The following is a 16,133-nucleotide window of genomic DNA, read 5'->3' on the forward strand; positions in this document are numbered from 1 at the left end:
TTTGTTCCCGATCACCGAGCTGCGAAAGATCAACTTGGTAGAAATCGATACCGCCGTGCGATCTTCGATCCGGCGATGTATACACCTTTTCTCATCGCGGTGTGCACGCCATATGAGGAGCCTGAGGGATTCCTGAGAATCCTGGTGACTGCGCGCCTTGCAGCGACAATCCGAACCGCCCGATAACCTCATGAGCGTGACCCACGCCGAACAGATACTCCGCCACGTCGAGGACGTAGTTTCCGAGGACGAGATTTTGACCGCGGCGCGAGATCGAGCGCTGGATCTCGGAGCCCATCCGGTGACGCCCGCCGTCGGTGCGACGCTCGCGATGTTCGCGAGGATGCTCGACGCGAAGACGGCCGTCGAGGTGGGTACCGGAGCCGGCGTGAGCAGCCTGTGGCTTCTGCACGGAATGCGCGACGACGGCGTCCTGACCACGATCGACAGCGAACCCGAACATCAGCGGGCCGCCAAGCTGACCTTCCGCGAAAGCGGAATCGCTCCGGCACGCACTCGCCTGATCAACGGACGGGCTCTCGACGTGCTTCCCCGGCTCGCCGACGGCGGCTACGACCTGGTATTCGTCGACTGCGCCGCGATCGACCACCCGCACTACGTCCGCGAAGGTGTCCGCCTGCTGCGCTCCGGCGGTGTCATCGTACTGCACAACGCCCTGGCCGACGGCCGCGTTGCCGACAGCTCCGCACGCGACGCGACAACGGTTGCGGTCCGAGAAGCGGCAAAGGCCGTGACCGAGGACGAGCGACTCATTCGAGTCCTCCTCCCCCTCGGTGACGGCCTCCTCTGCGCGAGCAAGCTCTAGATCCAGACGCCCTTACCGATGGCGACGACGCCACCCTGACTGACGGCAAATCGTTCGCGGTCACGTTCGAGATCGACGCCGATGATTTCGCCGTCACCGACGACGACGTTCTTGTCGAGGATCGCTCGCCGTACGACGGCACCCTTGCCGATGCGCACACCCGGCATCAGCACGCTGCCCTCGACGGTCGCACCGTCCTCGATCATCACGTTGGAACTGAGTACCGAATTGCGCACGGTCGCCGCGGACAGGATCGACCCAGCACCGACCACCGATTCCTGCGCGAGTCCGCCCTTCACGAACTTTGCGGGCGCGAGATTCTCGGTGGCGCCGCGGATGGGCCAGCGACGGTTGTAGAGATTGAAGATCGGGTGCACCGACACCAGGTCCATGTGAGCGTCGTAGAAGGCGTCGAGGGTACCGACGTCACGCCAGTAACCGCGGTCTCGATCGGTGGCGCCGGGAACGACGTTGTCCTTGAAGTCGTAGACCGACGCCTCACCCGCGGCGACCAAGGCGGGAATGATGTCTCCGCCCATGTCGTGATCGGAATCGGAATTCTCTGAATCAGCGCGGATGGCGTCCACGAGTACCTTGGTGGTGAACACATAGTTACCCATGGACGCGAACGTCGAATTGGGGTCGTCCGGTGTCCCGGGAGGATGGGCGGGCTTTTCCAGGAACTGGGTGATGCGTCCGGACTCGTCACTGTCGATGCAGCCGAAAGCAAAAGCCTCACTTCGCGGTACACGAATACCCGCGACCGTCACGCCTGCCCCGGATTCGATGTGGTGCTGAACCATCTGTTCCGGATCCATCCGGTACACGTGGTCGGCACCGAAAACCACGATGTACTCGGGGTCCTCGTCGTAAACGAGATTGAGCGACTGCAGGATTGCGTCGGCACTGCCGGTGTACCAGCGCGGCCCGAGCCGCTGCTGGGCCGGGACCGGGGTGATGTACTCACCCGCGAACCCGGACAATCGCCACGTCTGCGAAATGTGGCGGTCGAGTGAATGTGACTTGTATTGCGTCAACACACAAATACGCAGATATCCCGCGTTGACAAGGTTGCTCAACACGAAGTCGATAAGTCGATATGCACCTCCGAAGGGCACTGCGGGCTTCGCTCTGTCCGCGGTCAGCGGATACAAGCGTTTGCCCTCGCCCCCGGCGAGCACGATTCCAAGCACATGCGGCTGGCTTCTCACACCGCTAACCTATCCGCACTGGTGAACTCCCGCTAGCGAAGCAGTCCGAGAGGTCCGATCGTGTCCCCCTCCGAACGGCCGGGGATAACGTGATCGGTAGCCGGATCGACCACGGGCGGTTAGGTTTAGCGCGTGCGAGTCGCGATGATGACCAAGGAATACCCGCCGGAGATCTACGGCGGCGCAGGAGTACACGTAACCGAGCTCGTCGCTCGGATGAAACGGCTGTGCGAGGTCGACGTGCACTGCATGGGCGCCCCGCGCGAAGGCGCGATCGTCCACTCTCCCGACCCCGCTCTCGCCGGATCCAACCCGGCCCTGACGACGCTCTCCACCGAACTGCGCATGGCGGACGCCGCGGCCGGTGTCGACATCGTCCACTCCCACACCTGGTACACCGGACTGGCCGGGCATCTCGCGTCGGCTCTCTACGACGTGCCGCACATCCTCACCGCGCACTCACTCGAGCCCAGACGCCCGTGGAAGGCCGAACAGCTAGGCGGCGGCTATCGGATCTCGTCGTGGTCCGAACGCAACGCCGTCGAGCACGCAGACGCGATCATCGCCGTCAGTTCCGGTATGCGACTCGACGTCCTCGACGCGTACCCCGCTGTCGATCCGAGTCGCGTTCACGTAGTCCGCAACGGAATCGACACCGAGGTATGGCATCCCGGGGGATCTGCGCCGGGAGCACAGTCCGCACTCGCGTCGATCGGCGTCGACCCGGCGAAACCCATCGTGGCCTTTGTCGGACGCATCACGAGGCAGAAGGGCGTCGGGCACCTCGTCGCGGCAGCCCACCACTTCGACCCGGAGATTCAGCTCGTGCTGTGCGCCGGCGCTCCCGATACGCCGGAGATCGCCGCCGAGACGGAGAAGGCGGTGGCCGAACTCGCCCGGCACCGGGGCAATGTCTACTGGGTGCGCGAGATGCTCCCGACCGAGCAGATCAGGGAAATACTTTCGGCAGCAACGGTATTCGTCTGCCCTTCGGTGTACGAACCCCTCGGGATCGTCAATCTCGAAGCCATGGCGTGTGAGACCGCCGTGGTCGCTTCCGACGTCGGCGGCATCCCCGAGGTGGTCGCCGACGGCGTCACCGGTCGACTCGTGCACTACAACGCCTACGAGCCGAACGCATTCGAGGAATCGCTCGCGGCCACCGTCAATGCCGTTGTCGCCGACCGAGAAGGCGCCGACGCGATGGGTCGTGCGGGCAGGATCCGTGCGATCGACGAGTTCTCCTGGGCCGAAATCGCCAAGCAGACGCTCGAGGTCTACGCGGACGCCGTCACGAGACGCTGATCCGCGTCAGATCTTGCGATAGCTCGAGACCGTCGCCGACGCGGTGACGGTGCTCGGCTGCGGCAGCTTCGCCACGGCGGCAGCCAGATCGGCGGGCGTCAGGTGTCTCGCCGACGGTCCCATCCCCACCAAGTCGAGGACGTCCTGGTGTGAGAGTGACATCGTGAACTCGACCTCGTCGCTACTCACACGCTCGAAGTATCCGGCCATCGACGATTCGAGACGTTCCACTTTGCGGTCGTCGACCCGGACCATCGCGAGAATGTCGATCAGCTCGCGCAGATGCCTGTCGGTGGGCGTCAGGACCACCAGAACGCCGTCTTCGGCGAGAACTCGATGGGACTGCGGACCGTTACGAGGAGCGAACACACAGAGCACATGAGAGAGCGCTCCGCCGCGAATGGGCAGTGGTTGCCAGACGTCTGCGACGATCGAACCGATTCTTTCGTGGACCTTCGCGGCACGTCGGGCCGCGAACTTGGACACGTCCAACGCTATCGCCCGAGAATCAGGCAGCGAATCCACGACGTGTGCGAGGTATTGTCCTGTGCCTGCGCCGATTTCGACGATCCGCGCGGGGTCCGACCCCGCCGTCGTCGCGCAGGCCCGGGTGACGGCATCCATCAGCGGGCCGAAGTGGCCGGCGCCGAGCAATCGTGCACGCGCGGCAATCATCTCGGCACTGTCGCCGGTGAACTTCGTGGCACCGCCACTGATCAGGCTCACGTAACCCTGGCGAGCGATATCGAATCGATGTCCGCGGTCGCACTCGGCGGCGCCGTCCACCAATTCCAGATCAGCAGCACACTGCGGGCAGGACAGAAGATCGATCACGGCGGCAAGCATTGATCCGTCCTTTCGGCTACCGGCGGTGCGCACACACTTCAGGCCCCGTACCGAAACGGATACGGAGCCTGCGTGCAATCACGTGCTGTTGTTCGTACTGCTACAACCTGGACCCGACTAGCTGGTGACGTTCGTGAGTTCCACACCGAGCGCTGCAGCTTCATCCGGGGTCAGCTCGACGACGAGGCGTCCGCCACCCTCGAGTGGAACCCGCATGACGATTCCTCGTCCCTCTTTGGTTGCTTCGAGGGGACCGTCCCCGGTCCGGGGCTTCATGGCCGCCATCCTCTGCTCCCTCCAGATCTGCGCTGCATTGCTCTGCGCCTCGACTAACGGTGCGCCCCGCCAACAATCAGCGAGGCTCGTACCCTCCATTGTTCCCTATGGATGCGGGAACCGGGAATCTGAGTCACATTTAGGGGTGTTCAGTCGACCGTCACACCTGCGCCGGAACCCAGCAATCAGCCACGTGATCATCGACCATTCCGGTGGCCTGCATGAGCGCATAAGCCGTGGTAGGACCCACAAACTTGAACCCGCGCCGCTTGAGTTCCTTAGCCATGGCAGTCGACTCGGGAGTGACCGCGGGAACCTCTGCAATTGATGTCAGTCTTCTGGTGCGTCGAGGCGGCGAGAACGACCAGAGTAACGAATCGAGGTCCAGATCGGGCGAATTCACGAGCACTCGGGCGTTGGAAATCGTCGCCTCGATCTTCGCGCGATTGCGGACGATCGCGGCATCGGAGAGCAATCTCTCGACATCCGCAACTCCGTACGCTGCGACCTTGTCCGGATCGAACCCGTCGAAGGCTTCGCGGAACGCCTCGCGTTTGCGCAGAATCGTGATCCACGAAAGTCCCGATTGGAATGCTTCGAGGGCGAGTCGTTCGAACAGTTCGTCGCGCCCGTGCAGCGGACGCCCCCACTCCTCGTCGTGATAGTCGCGGTAGAGCGTGTCGCCGGGCGTCTCGACCACCCAGCCGCACCGAACGAGTCCGTCGGCCATCAGCCCTGGGAATCCTTCGATTCGGATACGGTCTCAGGCTCCTCCTGCGATGCTTCGGCCTTGTCCGGAGCATCCGCTTTCACCAGGACCTCAGACCGCTCGTCACGGCCCAGTTGTGCACGCAGAGAATCGATTTCCAACCCGAGGCGATGCAGGGCCCAATCCACTTCACTCGCCTTGTAGCCACGCAGCACCTGCTGAAAACGCAGCGCGTCGACATCCGCCCCGGTGACGTCCTCTGCCGGGAGTACGGTCGCCGTCGTGCCAGGAGGCAGCGGCGGCAGCTCTTCCGAGCGCCCGAACACAGCGCTGGCGGCGAGGAAGATCATCGCGCCGACCAGTGCCATGACAATCAGGTACAGGAGGATCGTCATCATGGACCGATACTCCCATACCCGAGTGTGAGCGGTCAGGCCCCCGCGGTGCGCACTATCGAATTCATCGGGGGTCGATCGAGTAGCGAAACCTCGGTGGTCTCGGGCACGAAAGAATCGCCGTCGACCAGGAATTGGGTCAACCCGGCACCCGAATCCTCGATCCCGCACCGCCGGAGCATCGTTCCGATGATCTGCCGGCTCATCACACCGAGGTCGGCGAGCGGCCGGTTGCGATGCTTGCGCACACCGAGATTGACCTGACCGATCGCCGCCAGCCCCAACGTGTCGTACGTGTCGAGCAGAAGGCCGATCTCGACGCCGTAGCCGGGCGCGAACGGGACAGCGGACAGCAGCTCACGGGTGCCCGCGTATTCACCGCCAAGCGGTTGCAGTACCGACGTGAGTTCCGGCCGCAGCGCGGCCAACATGGGCCGCGCAACCAATTCCGTGACTCGCCCGCCGCCGTTGGCATCCTCCGTGCCGCTCACGCGCAGCGGACGGCGGTAGTAGCCCTTCACCAGATGGATGCCGTCAACCGTGAGCAGCGGCCCCAGCAGTTTGGGCACGAACGCCGGATCGGGATTGATGAGATCGGAGTCGACGAATGCGATCAGATCGCCGGTCGTTGCGGCGACCGAACGCCACAGCACCTCGCCCTTGCCCGCGGTCGGCGGGATGGACGGGACTGCGCTCTCACGACTGATCACCGTTGCTCCAGCCGCGCGAGCACGCTCGGCGGTACGGTCGGTCGAACCGGAATCGAGAACGATCAACTCGTCGACCAAACCTCCGAGCAACGGATGAATGGTGTCGACCACCGCAGCAACGGTGTCCTCTTCGTTGAGTGCGGGCAACACCACCGAGACGGTTCGGCCACCCTTCGCCCGTTCGAGCTCGGCGACCGTCCAACTCGGATGGTCCCAACTGTTGGCGTCTGCCCATACGCGGGTCGGGCCCGCACCGGTGATGCTCATGCCAGACCTCGAACCGTACGTACCGGGGCACGGCGTCCCTGGATCGCGGCCACCATGTCGACGACTCGACGGGTGGACGCCACCTCGTGAACACGGAACACCCGGGCGCCGCCCGCCGCGGCCATTGCTGTCGCTGCCAATGTTCCCTCCAACCTCTCGGAAAGCTCCACACCAAGAGTCTCCCCGATGAAGTCCTTATTACTCAGCGCCATCAGCACTGGCCACCCGGTGTTTACAAGAACGTCCACTTTCCGCAACAACTCGAGCCCGTGAAAGGTGTTCTTACCGAAATCGTGGGTGGGATCGATCAGGATCGCGTCCCGCGGAACCCCGAGTGCCAGGGCGCGCTCTGCCGCCGACACGACCTCGGTGACCACATCTGCGACGACGTCGTCGTAGCGGACACGATGCGGGCGGGTGCGCGGAACCGCGCCACCCGTGTGCGAGCAGACGATCCCGGCACCAGTCTCGGCAGCAACCAGGACGAGGTCGGGATCCGCACCCGCCCACGTGTCGTTGATCAGGTCGGCGCCTTCGGCGCGTGCCAACCGCGCGACGCCGCTCCGCCAGGTGTCGACGCTGATGATCAGCTCGGGGTACTTGGCTCTGATCGCGGCGACGAACGGAACGACTCGCCTGACCTCTTCGTCGGCGTCGACGAGGTCACCGGGCCCAGCTTTCACTCCCCCGATGTCCACCAGATCGGCGCCCTCGTCGACGGCCCTGTCGACGGCAGCCATCGCTGCCGAATCCGAGAACGTCGCGCCTTGGTCGTAGAAGGAATCGGGAGTGCGGTTGACGATGGCCATCACCAGTGCACGGTCGACCGCGACCGGACGCCCACACAGGGTGGGCGCCGGACCTGGCTGCGCGGTAGAACCGGGGAGTGAAGACATGCCACTCATACTGGCATGACGGAACTCGGTCTAGCCCTTGGGTACCGAGCCCGCCGCGACCTTTCCGACGTATTCGTCGTACGAGTCCACGTAACCACCCTCACGGCCTTCGAGAACGTGCAGAGTGTCGGCGCCGACGTCGTAGCCCTCGTTGCGCAATTCCACCTTGCGCGACTTGAAAGTGCTGGTGTGTTCGAGTGAGTCGACGATGCGGATGAACAGCGGGACCGCGTAGTTGGGGAGCTTGCCGTAGAGGTGTGCCGCGACTTCACTTCCCTCCAAGCTTTGACCGTCCCGCAGCTTGACCGCCGCCATGCCCGCGCGACCGTCGGTGCCCGGAATCTCGACGCCGTAGACAACTGCTTCCTCGACGGCCGGGTGCGAACTCAGCGCGCCCTCGACCTCCGTGGTGGCGACGTTCTCTCCCTTCCAACGGAAGGTGTCGCCGAGACGGTCGACGAAGGCGACGTGGCCCCATCCCTGCTTGCGCACCAGGTCTCCGGTGTCGAACCAGGTGTCGTCGTCCTTGAATCCGCCGCGTACCAGTTTGCTGTTGCTCGCCGCTTCGTCGGTGTAACCGTCGAAAGGCGCCCGGTCGGTGACCTTCGACAGCAGGAGTCCGACCTGACCCGTGGAAACCTTGCGGAGTCGACCGTCGGCTCCACGCAACGCTTTTCCGGTGTCCTCGTCGAACTCCACGACGGCGTGCGGCAACGGGCAGATGCCTGCTGTCTTGTCGACGTTGAGTGCGTTGACGAACGCGATGTTGCATTCGCTCGCACCGTAGAACTCGGCGACGCGGGGTATGCCGAACCGCTGGGTGAATTCGGCCCAGATCTCAGGGCGCAGACCGTTACCCACCATCAGCCGAACAGCATTGTCGCTGTCGGTCGGCTTGACCGGCTGGTTGAGCAGATAGCGGCACAGTTCGCCGATGTAGGTGAACGCGGTCGCCTTGTTCAGTGCGATGTCGTCCCAGAACCGCGAGGCCGAGAACTGACGTCCGATCGCGATTGTCGCACCGGACGCGAGCACCGAGGACAGCGAGACCGTCAACGCGTTGTTGTGGTAGAGCGGCAGGCAGCAGTACAGGGTGTCCGAGCCGCGCAAGCGCACGCCCATCAACCCGAGGCCCGACATCGACTTCAGCCAACGGAAGTGAGTCATCAAGCTGGCCTTGGGCATTCCGGTGGTGCCCGAGGTGAAGATGTAGAACGCCTTCTCCTTTGCCAGCACCTCGGCGGTGACCGCGGGGTTGGACGGATCAGCCGTCTTCGCCAGATCCGCGAGTTCGCTGACGAGAAGTTGGTTCGGTCCGCTAAATCCGGCGGGCAACGATTCGAGGGCTTCTTCGCACTCGTCGGCGACCACCAGGACCCGCGCGTCGAGGAGCGTAAGGCTGTGTGCCAGAACGTCGTCGCGCTGGTTGTAGTTCAGCATGCCCGCTGCCGCGCCGAGTTTTACCGCGGCCAAGGCGATCAGCAGCGCTTCGGGAGTGTTCTTTGCCAGCACTCCGACGACGTCTCCGCGGTCGACTCCTCGTCCGCGGAGGACGTCGGCGTAGCGGTTCACCAGTTCGTTGGCCTCCGCGTAACTGGTCGCGTGGCCCTCGAACCGGATGAACGGGCGCGACGGGTGCGCGTGCGCGGCCTTCTGGAAGATCAACCCGATCGATTCCTTGGCCGAAGGCTTACGGGTGAGCCCGGCGGCCCCCCGCGCCAGGATCGGCACCTCGGTGATCATCGACGGCAGTTTTGCCGCCAGATCGAGCAGGCCGACGGTCGAACGGGCTTCCGAACTCATGGCTCCCCTAACACGTATCCGGCGCCCATTCGGCCGCCCAGTCTGCGGCCACCTTACTGCACGGTAATAAAGCCCGCCATGCCCCAGGTCAGGGTTTCACGCACGCGTCTGATCAGGATTTGACGCACGCGTCGAGCGCGGCCTCGACGTCCGTCCTCACCAGCAGAGTGTCCAGCGCCTGACGCCCGACGAAGCCGGTCCCGTCGAGCTTGTTCAACCACTCGAGCAGGCCGGTGAAGTGGCCGACGGGATCGAGCATCACGACAGGTTTCTCGTGCATTCCCAGGTAGCCGGCTGTCCACGTCTCGAACAACTCTTCCAGCGTCCCGATTCCGCCGGGCAGCGTGATGAACGCGTCGGCGTGGTCTTCCATCAGCTTCTTGCGTTCGCGCATGGTGTCCGTGACGATCAGCTCGTCGGCATCGACGTCGGCAACTTCCTTGTGCACCAAGGCCTTCGGGATGACGCCGACGGTCCAGGCACCCGCCGCGCGAGCGGACTCGGCGACAGCGCCCATCATCGACACGTTGCCGCCACCCGAGACCAACTGCCATCCGCGTCGACCGATCGCGGTTCCCACCTCGGCAGCCAACGCCAGGAACGATTCGTCCACCGGACCCGACGCGCAGTAGACGCAGATCGAGTACTTCTTGTCGGAATCGGTCACCATTCTTCTTCTTTCCCCAGATCTGCGGCCTCGTCGACGCCCTTGTCGGCGTTGAGGACGATTCGTACTGCTTCTTCCACGCTGTCGGTGACGTGCAGCAGATTCACGTCACCTTCGGAAATCTTGCCGTCCCGCTCGAGGGTGCCGCGAATCCAGTCGACGAGTCCGGACCAGTACTCGGTACCGAACAGGACGATCGGGAAGCGCGTGACCTTGTGGGTCTGGACCAGGGTGAGTGCCTCGAACAGCTCGTCGAGTGTTCCGAAGCCGCCGGGCAGGCAGATGAATGCCTGGGAGTACTTCACGAACATCGTCTTGCGTGCGAAGAAGTACCGGAAGTTGATTCCGAGATCCACCCACTCGTTGAGTCCCTGCTCGAACGGCAACTCGATGCCGAGGCCGATCGAGTACCCGCCGGCCTCGCTGCAACCGCGGTTGGCAGCTTCCATCACTCCTGGCCCACCACCGGTGATGACGGCGTACCCGGCCTCGGCCAACGCCGTTCCCAGCTCGCGCCCGGATTGGTACTCGGGATGATCGACCGTGGTGCGGGCCGAACCGAACACCGTCACCGCACGCGGGACCTCGGCGAGTGCGCCGAAACCTTCGATGAATTCGCTCTGGATACGCAGCACACGCCACGGATCGGTGTGTACCCAATCCGTGGGTCCGCGCTTGTCGAGCAAGCGCTGATCCGTCGTGGTCTTCTCGTCCTTGCGCTTGCGTCGAAGCTGAACCGGCCCGCGGTGCTTGATCGACGAGCTCTGCTTCTTCGAAGCCGAATTCTTCTCTGGTGCCATGCGGCAAGGCTAACGGTCAGGCCGACAGATACTTCCTCAGCACGGCCGCGACGTCGGTGATCTGCTGCACCGGAACGTGCTCGTCGCGCTTGTGCGCGAGGTTCGGATCACCCGGTCCGTAGTTCACGGCAGGAATGCCGAGCGCCGAGAACCTGGACACGTCGGTCCACCCGTACTTCGCACGGAACTGACCACCGGCCGCCTCGATCAGGGCGGCAGCGGACGGGTTCGCCAAGCCAGGCAGCGCGCCGGGCGAGGAGTCGGTGACCTCGAATCCGAGGCCCAGACCGTCGAACACTTCGCGCACGTGCGCCTCGGCTTGTACCTCGCTGCGATCGGGTGCGAATCGGAAGTTGACGTCCATCTCGGCTTCGTCCGGGACGACGTTTCCGGCGACACCGCCGGAGATCCGCACCGCCGACAAGCCCTCGCGGTAGCCGCAACCGTCGATGTCGACCGAGCGCGGCTGGTACGCCGACAACCGCTCCAACGCTCCGCCGAACTTGTGAATGGCATTGTCCCCCAGCCAGGACCTGGCCGAATGGGCGCGAGTTCCCGAAGCCGTCAACCGCACCCGCATCGTGCCCTGACACCCGGCCTCGATGAAACCGGCCGTCGGCTCACCGAGAATTGCGACGTCCGCCGCGAGCCATTGCGGGATCTCGCGTTCGATCCGTCCCAGGCCGTTGTACGTTGCGGCGATCTCTTCGCAGTCGTAGAAGACGAGGGTCAGATCGTGGGCCAGGTTCTCGATGGTGGCCGCAAGGTGCAGGAAGACCGCGTCGCCCGACTTCATGTCCACGGTCCCGCAGCCGTGCAGGATGTCGCCGTCACGCCGCGAAGGAACGTTGTCCGCGATCGGCACCGTATCCAGATGTCCGGCGAGCATGACCCGACTGGGCAAACCACGCGACGTACGCGCCAACACGGCATTGCCGTTGCGGATGATCTCGAAGCCCGAAGTCTGCTCACGCAGCGCATCCTCGACAGCCTGCGCGATGACGGATTCGTCGTGCGAGACGCTGGGGATGTCGACCAGGGCGGCCGTCAAGTCGATGGGGTCCGAAGCAAGATCGAGGATGCTCACACGCACCAGCCTAGGCCGGTGCACCCACCACCCAGTAATCTCTAGTCCCGTGAGCGCACAGGGAGCAACAGCAGTAGGTATCGCCAACGTGACCGCGGACGGAACCGTCCTCGACACCTGGTTCCCGGCACCGGAGCTGGGAACATTCGACAAGACCGGTACCGAGAACGTCGAGGGAACAGATATTCCTTCCGATCTTGCACTGCTGGCAGGCACTGATGACGCTCGCGAGGTATCGCAGGTCGTCGTGCGCACCACCATCGCCGATCTCTCCAAGGCGCCGGTCGACGCACATGACGTCTACCTGCGCCTCCATCTCCTCTCGCACCGTCTCGTCGCACCCCACGGTGTCAACCTCGACGGCCAGTTCGGCCTGCTCAGCAACGTCGTGTGGACCAACTTCGGCCCGTGCGCCGTCGAAGGTTTCGAGCAGGTTCGCTCGCGTCTGCGCATCCGCGGCGTCGTGACCGTGTTCAGCGTCGACAAGTTCCCCCGCATGGTCGACTACGTCGTGCCGTCCGGAGTTCGCATCGGTGACGCGGACCGTGTCCGACTCGGTGCACACCTCGCCAGCGGAACGACCGTCATGCACGAGGGCTTCGTCAACTTCAACGCCGGCACCCTCGGCAACTCGATGGTCGAAGGTCGCATCTCGGCGGGCGTCGTCGTCGACGACGGATCCGATGTGGGCGGCGGCGCCTCGATCATGGGCACCCTCTCCGGTGGAGGCAAGGAAACGATCTCCCTCGGCAAGCGCTGCCTCCTCGGTGCAAACGCCGGCCTCGGCATTTCGCTCGGCGACGACTGCGTCCTCGAAGCGGGCCTCTACGTCACCGCCGGCACCAAGGTCACCGGCCCGGACGGAACCGTCGTCAAGGCCAAGGAACTGAGCGGCAAGTCGAACCTTCTCTTCCGTCGTAACTCGGTCTCGGGTGCCGTCGAGGTCGTGCCGTGGAAGGGCACCGGCGTCGAACTGAACGCTGCTTTGCACGCCAACGACTGATGAGTAGCACCGACGTCTCCGACGGAACAACCACTGCTCTCGGCCACGGTCTCAAGGTCCGCCATCTGACGATGATGGGCCTGGGCTCGGCCATCGGCGCCGGCCTGTTCCTCGGAACCGGCGTCGGTATCGCCAAGGCCGGGCCGGCCGTCCTGATCTCCTACATCCTTGCGGGCGCCGTCGTGGTGTTCGTGATGCGCATGCTCGGCGAGATGGGCGCCGCGATCCCGGCCAGCGGTTCCTTCTCTCACTACGCGCGCCTGGGGATCGGCGAGTGGGCCGGCTTCGTGATGGGCTGGCTCTACTGGTTCATGCTGATCATGGTGCTGGGCGCCGAGATCACCGGGGCTTCGGCGATCGTGAACGACTGGGTGCCGTCGATCCCGCAATGGGTTGTCGCCCTGGTTTTCGTGGTGTTCTTCGCCGTGGTGAACCTGGCGAAAGTCAGCAACTTCGGTGAGTTCGAGTTCTGGTTCGCCGCAATCAAAGTCACCGTCATCATCGGCTTCCTGATCATCGGTGTCCTGCTGGTGTTCGGCATCCTCCCCGATACCGACCCGGTCGGTACGAGCAATCTGTTCGGCCAGGGCGGCTTCATGCCCAACGGGCTGTCCGGCATTGCCGCAGGACTTCTCGTCGTGGCATTCGCCTTCGGTGGGATCGAGATCGTCACCATCGCCGCAGCCGAATCCGAGAATCCGGAACGCTCCATCGCCGTCGCTGTCCGGAGCGTCGTGTGGCGCATCAGCGTCTTCTACATCGGCGCCATCTCGATCATGGTTCTGGTGCTGCCCTGGAACGACCCCGAACTCGAGAGCGGCCCGTTTGTGGCCGTCCTGAACAAGGCGAACATTCCAGGCGTTGCCGGGTTCATGGAACTCGTCGTAGTGGTGGCGTTGCTTTCCGCCTTCAACGCCAACATCTACGGCACCTCTCGCATGGCGTTCTCACTTTCGCGCCGCGGCGACGGACCCGCCTTCATGGCGAAACTGTCGAGCACCGGAGTTCCGACCAATGCCGTTCTGCTGTCGGTGTTCTTCGGTTTCGTCAGCGTCCTGCTCAACTGGCTGCTCCCCGACGACCTGCTCGGCATCCTGCTCAACGCAGTCGGCGCTGCGCTGCTGGTCATCTGGATCTTCATCGTCGTCTCGCATCTGCGACTGCGAAAACAACTCGAAGCGTCGGGCAAGCTGACGGTTCGGATGTGGCTGTTCCCGTATCTGAGCTACGCGACACTCGCGATGCTCGGTGTGTTCGTCGTCCTCATGCTCTTCGACGCCGATGCCCGTGCACAGTTGATCTCGACCACCGTGTTGTTCCTCGTGATCGCGGCATTGGGTTTCCTGAACGCCCGTTGGCGTAAGCAGAATCAGCCCGTCTGATCCGTGTGCCTATGCATCCCGCCTGTTCACGACGACGATGCTGAGACCGAATACGACGAGCACGAAGAGGGCGAAGTAGATCAGGCTGCCCCAGGGTCCCCAGTGGAAATCGACGCCACCGCTGGAACCGAGAAAGTTGTTGGCGTTCATGAACGGCAGGAACGGCATGATCTTCTCGCCGATACTTCCGAACAGGTTGAAAAGATTCTCGATCAGCAAGGGCCACAACAGCAATAATGCGATCGCACCTGCAGACTGCCGGAGCAACGCGCCCACTCCGACTGCTAGAACTACGCAGAAGAACGCGTAGATCGGTGTTCCGTAGACGACCCGCCAGTTCTCGTCGCCGGACAGAGTCAAGAATCTTCCGGCGTCACCTGCCGTGGCCTTCGTGAGGGCGAAGGCGCCGAACGACAACACGAGAGTCAGCACCGCTCCGAACCCACCGATGAGGCCCGCTTTGGCGACGAGCACCGAGGCGCGGTTCGGAACTGCCTGGAAGGTGGTGCGGATGGTCCCGAAACGATATTCGCTGGTGATCGCGAGAGCCGCCATGATCATCAGAACCAACACACCGAAGCCGGTCACTCCACTGAGTGCCCCCGAAACTGTCGGCATCATTGCACCGTTGGGGCTGCTGAGCGACGACTTGGCGCTCAGTCCGAAAACGGTAGCGAGTCCCAACCCGAGCACGATGATGATGATCGTGCACCACAGCGGCGACTTGGTCGTGGTGATCTTGATACGTTCAGCACTGAGAACAGCCATTACAGTGCACCTCCCATAGCCTGCTGCGTGTTTGCCTGCTGTGTATTTGCGTGGTGTGCACCGACACCCGGATCGATACCGGATGCGTGGTACTGGACATCGTCCCCGGTCAACTTCATGAACGCATCCTCGAGCGACCCCTGCACAGAAGCCAACTCGTACAACACGATCCCCTGCGAACCAGCTAAACCACCGATCACATCGGTGGTCGAATCCACCACCACCAATGCCGGGGCAACACCGGAACCGTCCTCACGCACCGTCAGCCCCTGCGAGAGCAACACACTGCGCAACGCATCGAGCTGAGGACTACGCACCCGCACCGTCGACTCCGACGAACGATCCACGAACTCCGCGACCGTCGAATCCGAAATCAACCGACCCCGACCGATCACCACCAACTGCTCCGCCGTGAGCGCCATCTCCGACAGAAGGTGACTCGACACCAACACCGTGCGGCCCTCGGCCGCCAACCGCTGCATGAACTTACGAATCCAGACGATGCCCTCCGGATCGAGACCGTTGACCGGCTCGTCGAACAACAACACCTTCGGATCCCCCAACAACGCACCCGCCAACCCCAGACGCTGCGACATACCCAACGAGAACCCGCCGGCCTTCTTGCCCGCCACCTCGGACAACCCGACCAACCCGAGCACCTCGTCGACGCGGGACTTCGGAATCCCGTTCGAAGCAGCCATCCACTGCAGATGCGCACGCGCACTGCGATTGGGGTGCACCCACTTCGCATCCAGCAACGCACCCACCGTCCGCAACGGCGTCTTGAGCTCTCGATACGGCTTGCCCTCGATCAACGCCGCACCCGACGTCGGCTGATCCAAACCCAGGATCATCCGCATCGTCGTCGACTTACCTGCACCGTTCGGGCCCAGAAAGCCCGTCACGATGCCCGGCTTGACCGTGAACGACAAATCGTCCACCGCTTTCGTCGGTCCGTAAACCTTGGTCAATCCCCTCAGCTCGATCATGAGGACCAGTCAACCATGAAAACCGAACTGTCGGAACTTTCAGACGCCAACGGAGAAAGGCGTTGCGTCCGTTCGCTGTCGAGGCTAGTATCGAATGTATGTTCGACACTACCGGGGGGTAAAAGTGACGACGCAAGTATCTGAACAGGCCATATCCAAACAGGCGATATCCGAAGAGACCATCGGACAATTC

General features: G+C 63.5%; 17 protein-coding genes. 4 read left to right on the forward strand and 13 right to left on the reverse strand.

The window, feature by feature from the left end:
- Window positions 1-190: 190 nt before the first annotated feature.
- Window positions 191-826: an O-methyltransferase gene (locus KTR60_RS19815; protein WP_007736091.1), complete on the forward strand. Its 636-nt coding sequence runs from the start codon at window positions 191-193 to the stop codon at window positions 824-826.
- Here KTR60_RS19815 and glgC read toward each other — a convergent pair.
- Complete coding sequence (gene glgC / locus KTR60_RS19820) at window positions 823-2,037, reverse strand: glucose-1-phosphate adenylyltransferase (protein ID WP_003945185.1); 1,215 nt, start codon at window positions 2,035-2,037, stop codon at window positions 823-825. The genes KTR60_RS19815 and glgC overlap by 4 nt on opposite strands.
- A 132-nt stretch (window positions 2,038-2,169) precedes the next feature.
- On the opposite strand from glgC, the gene glgA reads away from it, so the two are divergent.
- Window positions 2,170-3,342: a glycogen synthase gene (glgA, locus tag KTR60_RS19825; protein WP_065351194.1), complete on the forward strand. Its 1,173-nt coding sequence runs from the start codon at window positions 2,170-2,172 to the stop codon at window positions 3,340-3,342.
- Window positions 3,343-3,348: 6 nt separating this feature from the next.
- Here the strand turns inward: glgA and KTR60_RS19830 are convergent, their stop codons facing one another.
- The 10 genes from KTR60_RS19830 to dapE form a co-directional block, all read right to left on the reverse strand.
- Window positions 3,349-4,188, reverse strand: coding sequence for a putative RNA methyltransferase (locus KTR60_RS19830; protein ID WP_064112477.1), 840 nt, complete (start codon window positions 4,186-4,188; stop codon window positions 3,349-3,351).
- A 117-nt stretch (window positions 4,189-4,305) separates the two neighbouring features.
- Window positions 4,306-4,473, reverse strand: coding sequence for a DUF3117 domain-containing protein (locus KTR60_RS19835; RefSeq protein WP_003945169.1), 168 nt, complete (start codon window positions 4,471-4,473; stop codon window positions 4,306-4,308).
- 151 nt (window positions 4,474-4,624) lie between these two features.
- Window positions 4,625-5,194, reverse strand: coding sequence for a DNA-3-methyladenine glycosylase I (locus KTR60_RS19840; protein WP_003945189.1), 570 nt, complete (start codon window positions 5,192-5,194; stop codon window positions 4,625-4,627).
- Window positions 5,194-5,571, reverse strand: coding sequence for a DivIVA domain-containing protein (locus KTR60_RS19845; protein WP_007736086.1), 378 nt, complete (start codon window positions 5,569-5,571; stop codon window positions 5,194-5,196). Before KTR60_RS19845 ends, KTR60_RS19840 begins: the two co-directional genes overlap by 1 nt.
- A 32-nt stretch (window positions 5,572-5,603) precedes the next feature.
- Window positions 5,604-6,545 carry a glucosyl-3-phosphoglycerate synthase gene (locus KTR60_RS19850; protein ID WP_228401183.1) on the reverse strand — a complete coding sequence of 314 codons (942 nt, stop codon included), beginning with the start codon at window positions 6,543-6,545 and terminating at the stop codon, window positions 5,604-5,606.
- Window positions 6,542-7,441 (reverse strand): dihydropteroate synthase, encoded by a 900-nt coding sequence (folP, locus tag KTR60_RS19855; RefSeq protein WP_030536944.1) that lies wholly within the window; start codon window positions 7,439-7,441, stop codon window positions 6,542-6,544. The genes KTR60_RS19850 and folP overlap by 4 nt, the downstream gene beginning before the upstream one ends.
- A gap of 30 nt (window positions 7,442-7,471) precedes the next feature.
- A complete protein-coding gene (locus KTR60_RS19860; RefSeq protein ID WP_003945170.1) occupies window positions 7,472-9,244 on the reverse strand; it encodes a long-chain-acyl-CoA synthetase in 1,773 nt (590 codons plus the stop codon).
- Between the two features lie 112 nt (window positions 9,245-9,356).
- Window positions 9,357-9,914 carry a TIGR00730 family Rossman fold protein gene (locus tag KTR60_RS19865; RefSeq protein WP_003945191.1) on the reverse strand — a complete coding sequence of 186 codons (558 nt, stop codon included), beginning with the start codon at window positions 9,912-9,914 and terminating at the stop codon, window positions 9,357-9,359.
- Window positions 9,908-10,711 (reverse strand): TIGR00730 family Rossman fold protein, encoded by an 804-nt coding sequence (locus KTR60_RS19870; protein ID WP_003945176.1) that lies wholly within the window; start codon window positions 10,709-10,711, stop codon window positions 9,908-9,910. Before KTR60_RS19870 ends, KTR60_RS19865 begins: the two co-directional genes overlap by 7 nt.
- 16 nt (window positions 10,712-10,727) lie before the next feature.
- Window positions 10,728-11,798: a succinyl-diaminopimelate desuccinylase gene (dapE, locus tag KTR60_RS19875; RefSeq protein ID WP_174519520.1), complete on the reverse strand. Its 1,071-nt coding sequence runs from the start codon at window positions 11,796-11,798 to the stop codon at window positions 10,728-10,730.
- 49 nt (window positions 11,799-11,847) lie between these two features.
- On the opposite strand from dapE, the gene dapD reads away from it, so the two are divergent.
- Both dapD and KTR60_RS19885 read left to right on the forward strand, forming a co-directional pair.
- Window positions 11,848-12,801: a 2,3,4,5-tetrahydropyridine-2,6-dicarboxylate N-succinyltransferase gene (gene dapD, locus KTR60_RS19880; RefSeq protein WP_019749368.1), complete on the forward strand. Its 954-nt coding sequence runs from the start codon at window positions 11,848-11,850 to the stop codon at window positions 12,799-12,801.
- Entirely contained in the window at window positions 12,801-14,183 is a 1,383-nt protein-coding gene (locus tag KTR60_RS19885) for an amino acid permease (RefSeq protein ID WP_003945184.1), read from the forward strand. Before dapD ends, KTR60_RS19885 begins: the two co-directional genes overlap by 1 nt.
- A gap of 9 nt (window positions 14,184-14,192) precedes the next feature.
- Here KTR60_RS19885 and KTR60_RS19890 read toward each other — a convergent pair whose 3' ends face one another.
- Both KTR60_RS19890 and KTR60_RS19895 read right to left on the reverse strand, forming a co-directional pair.
- On the reverse strand, window positions 14,193-14,951 hold the full coding sequence (locus KTR60_RS19890) for an ABC transporter permease (protein WP_065455456.1): 759 nt from the start codon (window positions 14,949-14,951) through the stop codon (window positions 14,193-14,195).
- A complete protein-coding gene (locus tag KTR60_RS19895; RefSeq protein ID WP_125051626.1) occupies window positions 14,951-15,940 on the reverse strand; it encodes an ABC transporter ATP-binding protein in 990 nt (329 codons plus the stop codon). Before KTR60_RS19895 ends, KTR60_RS19890 begins: the two co-directional genes overlap by 1 nt.
- Between the last annotated feature and the right edge of the window lie 193 nt (window positions 15,941-16,133).

Origin of the sequence: Rhodococcus sp. C1 (assembly GCF_020809065.1) — a bacterium.
Taxonomy (GTDB): Bacteria; Actinomycetota; Actinomycetes; order Mycobacteriales; family Mycobacteriaceae; genus Rhodococcus_F; species Rhodococcus_F qingshengii.

Coding starts and splice junctions, on each gene's coding strand:
- KTR60_RS19815 (WP_007736091.1), top strand. CDS start 191: ATGAGCGTGACCCACGCCGAACAGATACTCCGCCACGTCGAGGACGTA.
- KTR60_RS19830 (WP_064112477.1), bottom strand. CDS start 4,188: ATGCTTGCCGCCGTGATCGATCTTCTGTCCTGCCCGCAGTGTGCTGCT.
- KTR60_RS19835 (WP_003945169.1), bottom strand. CDS start 4,473: ATGGCGGCCATGAAGCCCCGGACCGGGGACGGTCCCCTCGAAGCAACC.
- KTR60_RS19840 (WP_003945189.1), bottom strand. CDS start 5,194: ATGGCCGACGGACTCGTTCGGTGCGGCTGGGTGGTCGAGACGCCCGGC.
- KTR60_RS19845 (WP_007736086.1), bottom strand. CDS start 5,571: ATGATGACGATCCTCCTGTACCTGATTGTCATGGCACTGGTCGGCGCG.
- KTR60_RS19850 (WP_228401183.1), bottom strand. CDS start 6,545: ATGAGCATCACCGGTGCGGGCCCGACCCGCGTATGGGCAGACGCCAAC.
- folP (WP_030536944.1), bottom strand. CDS start 7,441: ATGTCTTCACTCCCCGGTTCTACCGCGCAGCCAGGTCCGGCGCCCACC.
- KTR60_RS19860 (WP_003945170.1), bottom strand. CDS start 9,244: ATGAGTTCGGAAGCCCGTTCGACCGTCGGCCTGCTCGATCTGGCGGCA.
- KTR60_RS19865 (WP_003945191.1), bottom strand. CDS start 9,914: ATGGTGACCGATTCCGACAAGAAGTACTCGATCTGCGTCTACTGCGCG.
- KTR60_RS19870 (WP_003945176.1), bottom strand. CDS start 10,711: ATGGCACCAGAGAAGAATTCGGCTTCGAAGAAGCAGAGCTCGTCGATC.
- KTR60_RS19885 (WP_003945184.1), top strand. CDS start 12,801: ATGAGTAGCACCGACGTCTCCGACGGAACAACCACTGCTCTCGGCCAC.
- KTR60_RS19890 (WP_065455456.1), bottom strand. CDS start 14,951: ATGGCTGTTCTCAGTGCTGAACGTATCAAGATCACCACGACCAAGTCG.
- KTR60_RS19895 (WP_125051626.1), bottom strand. CDS start 15,940: ATGATCGAGCTGAGGGGATTGACCAAGGTTTACGGACCGACGAAAGCG.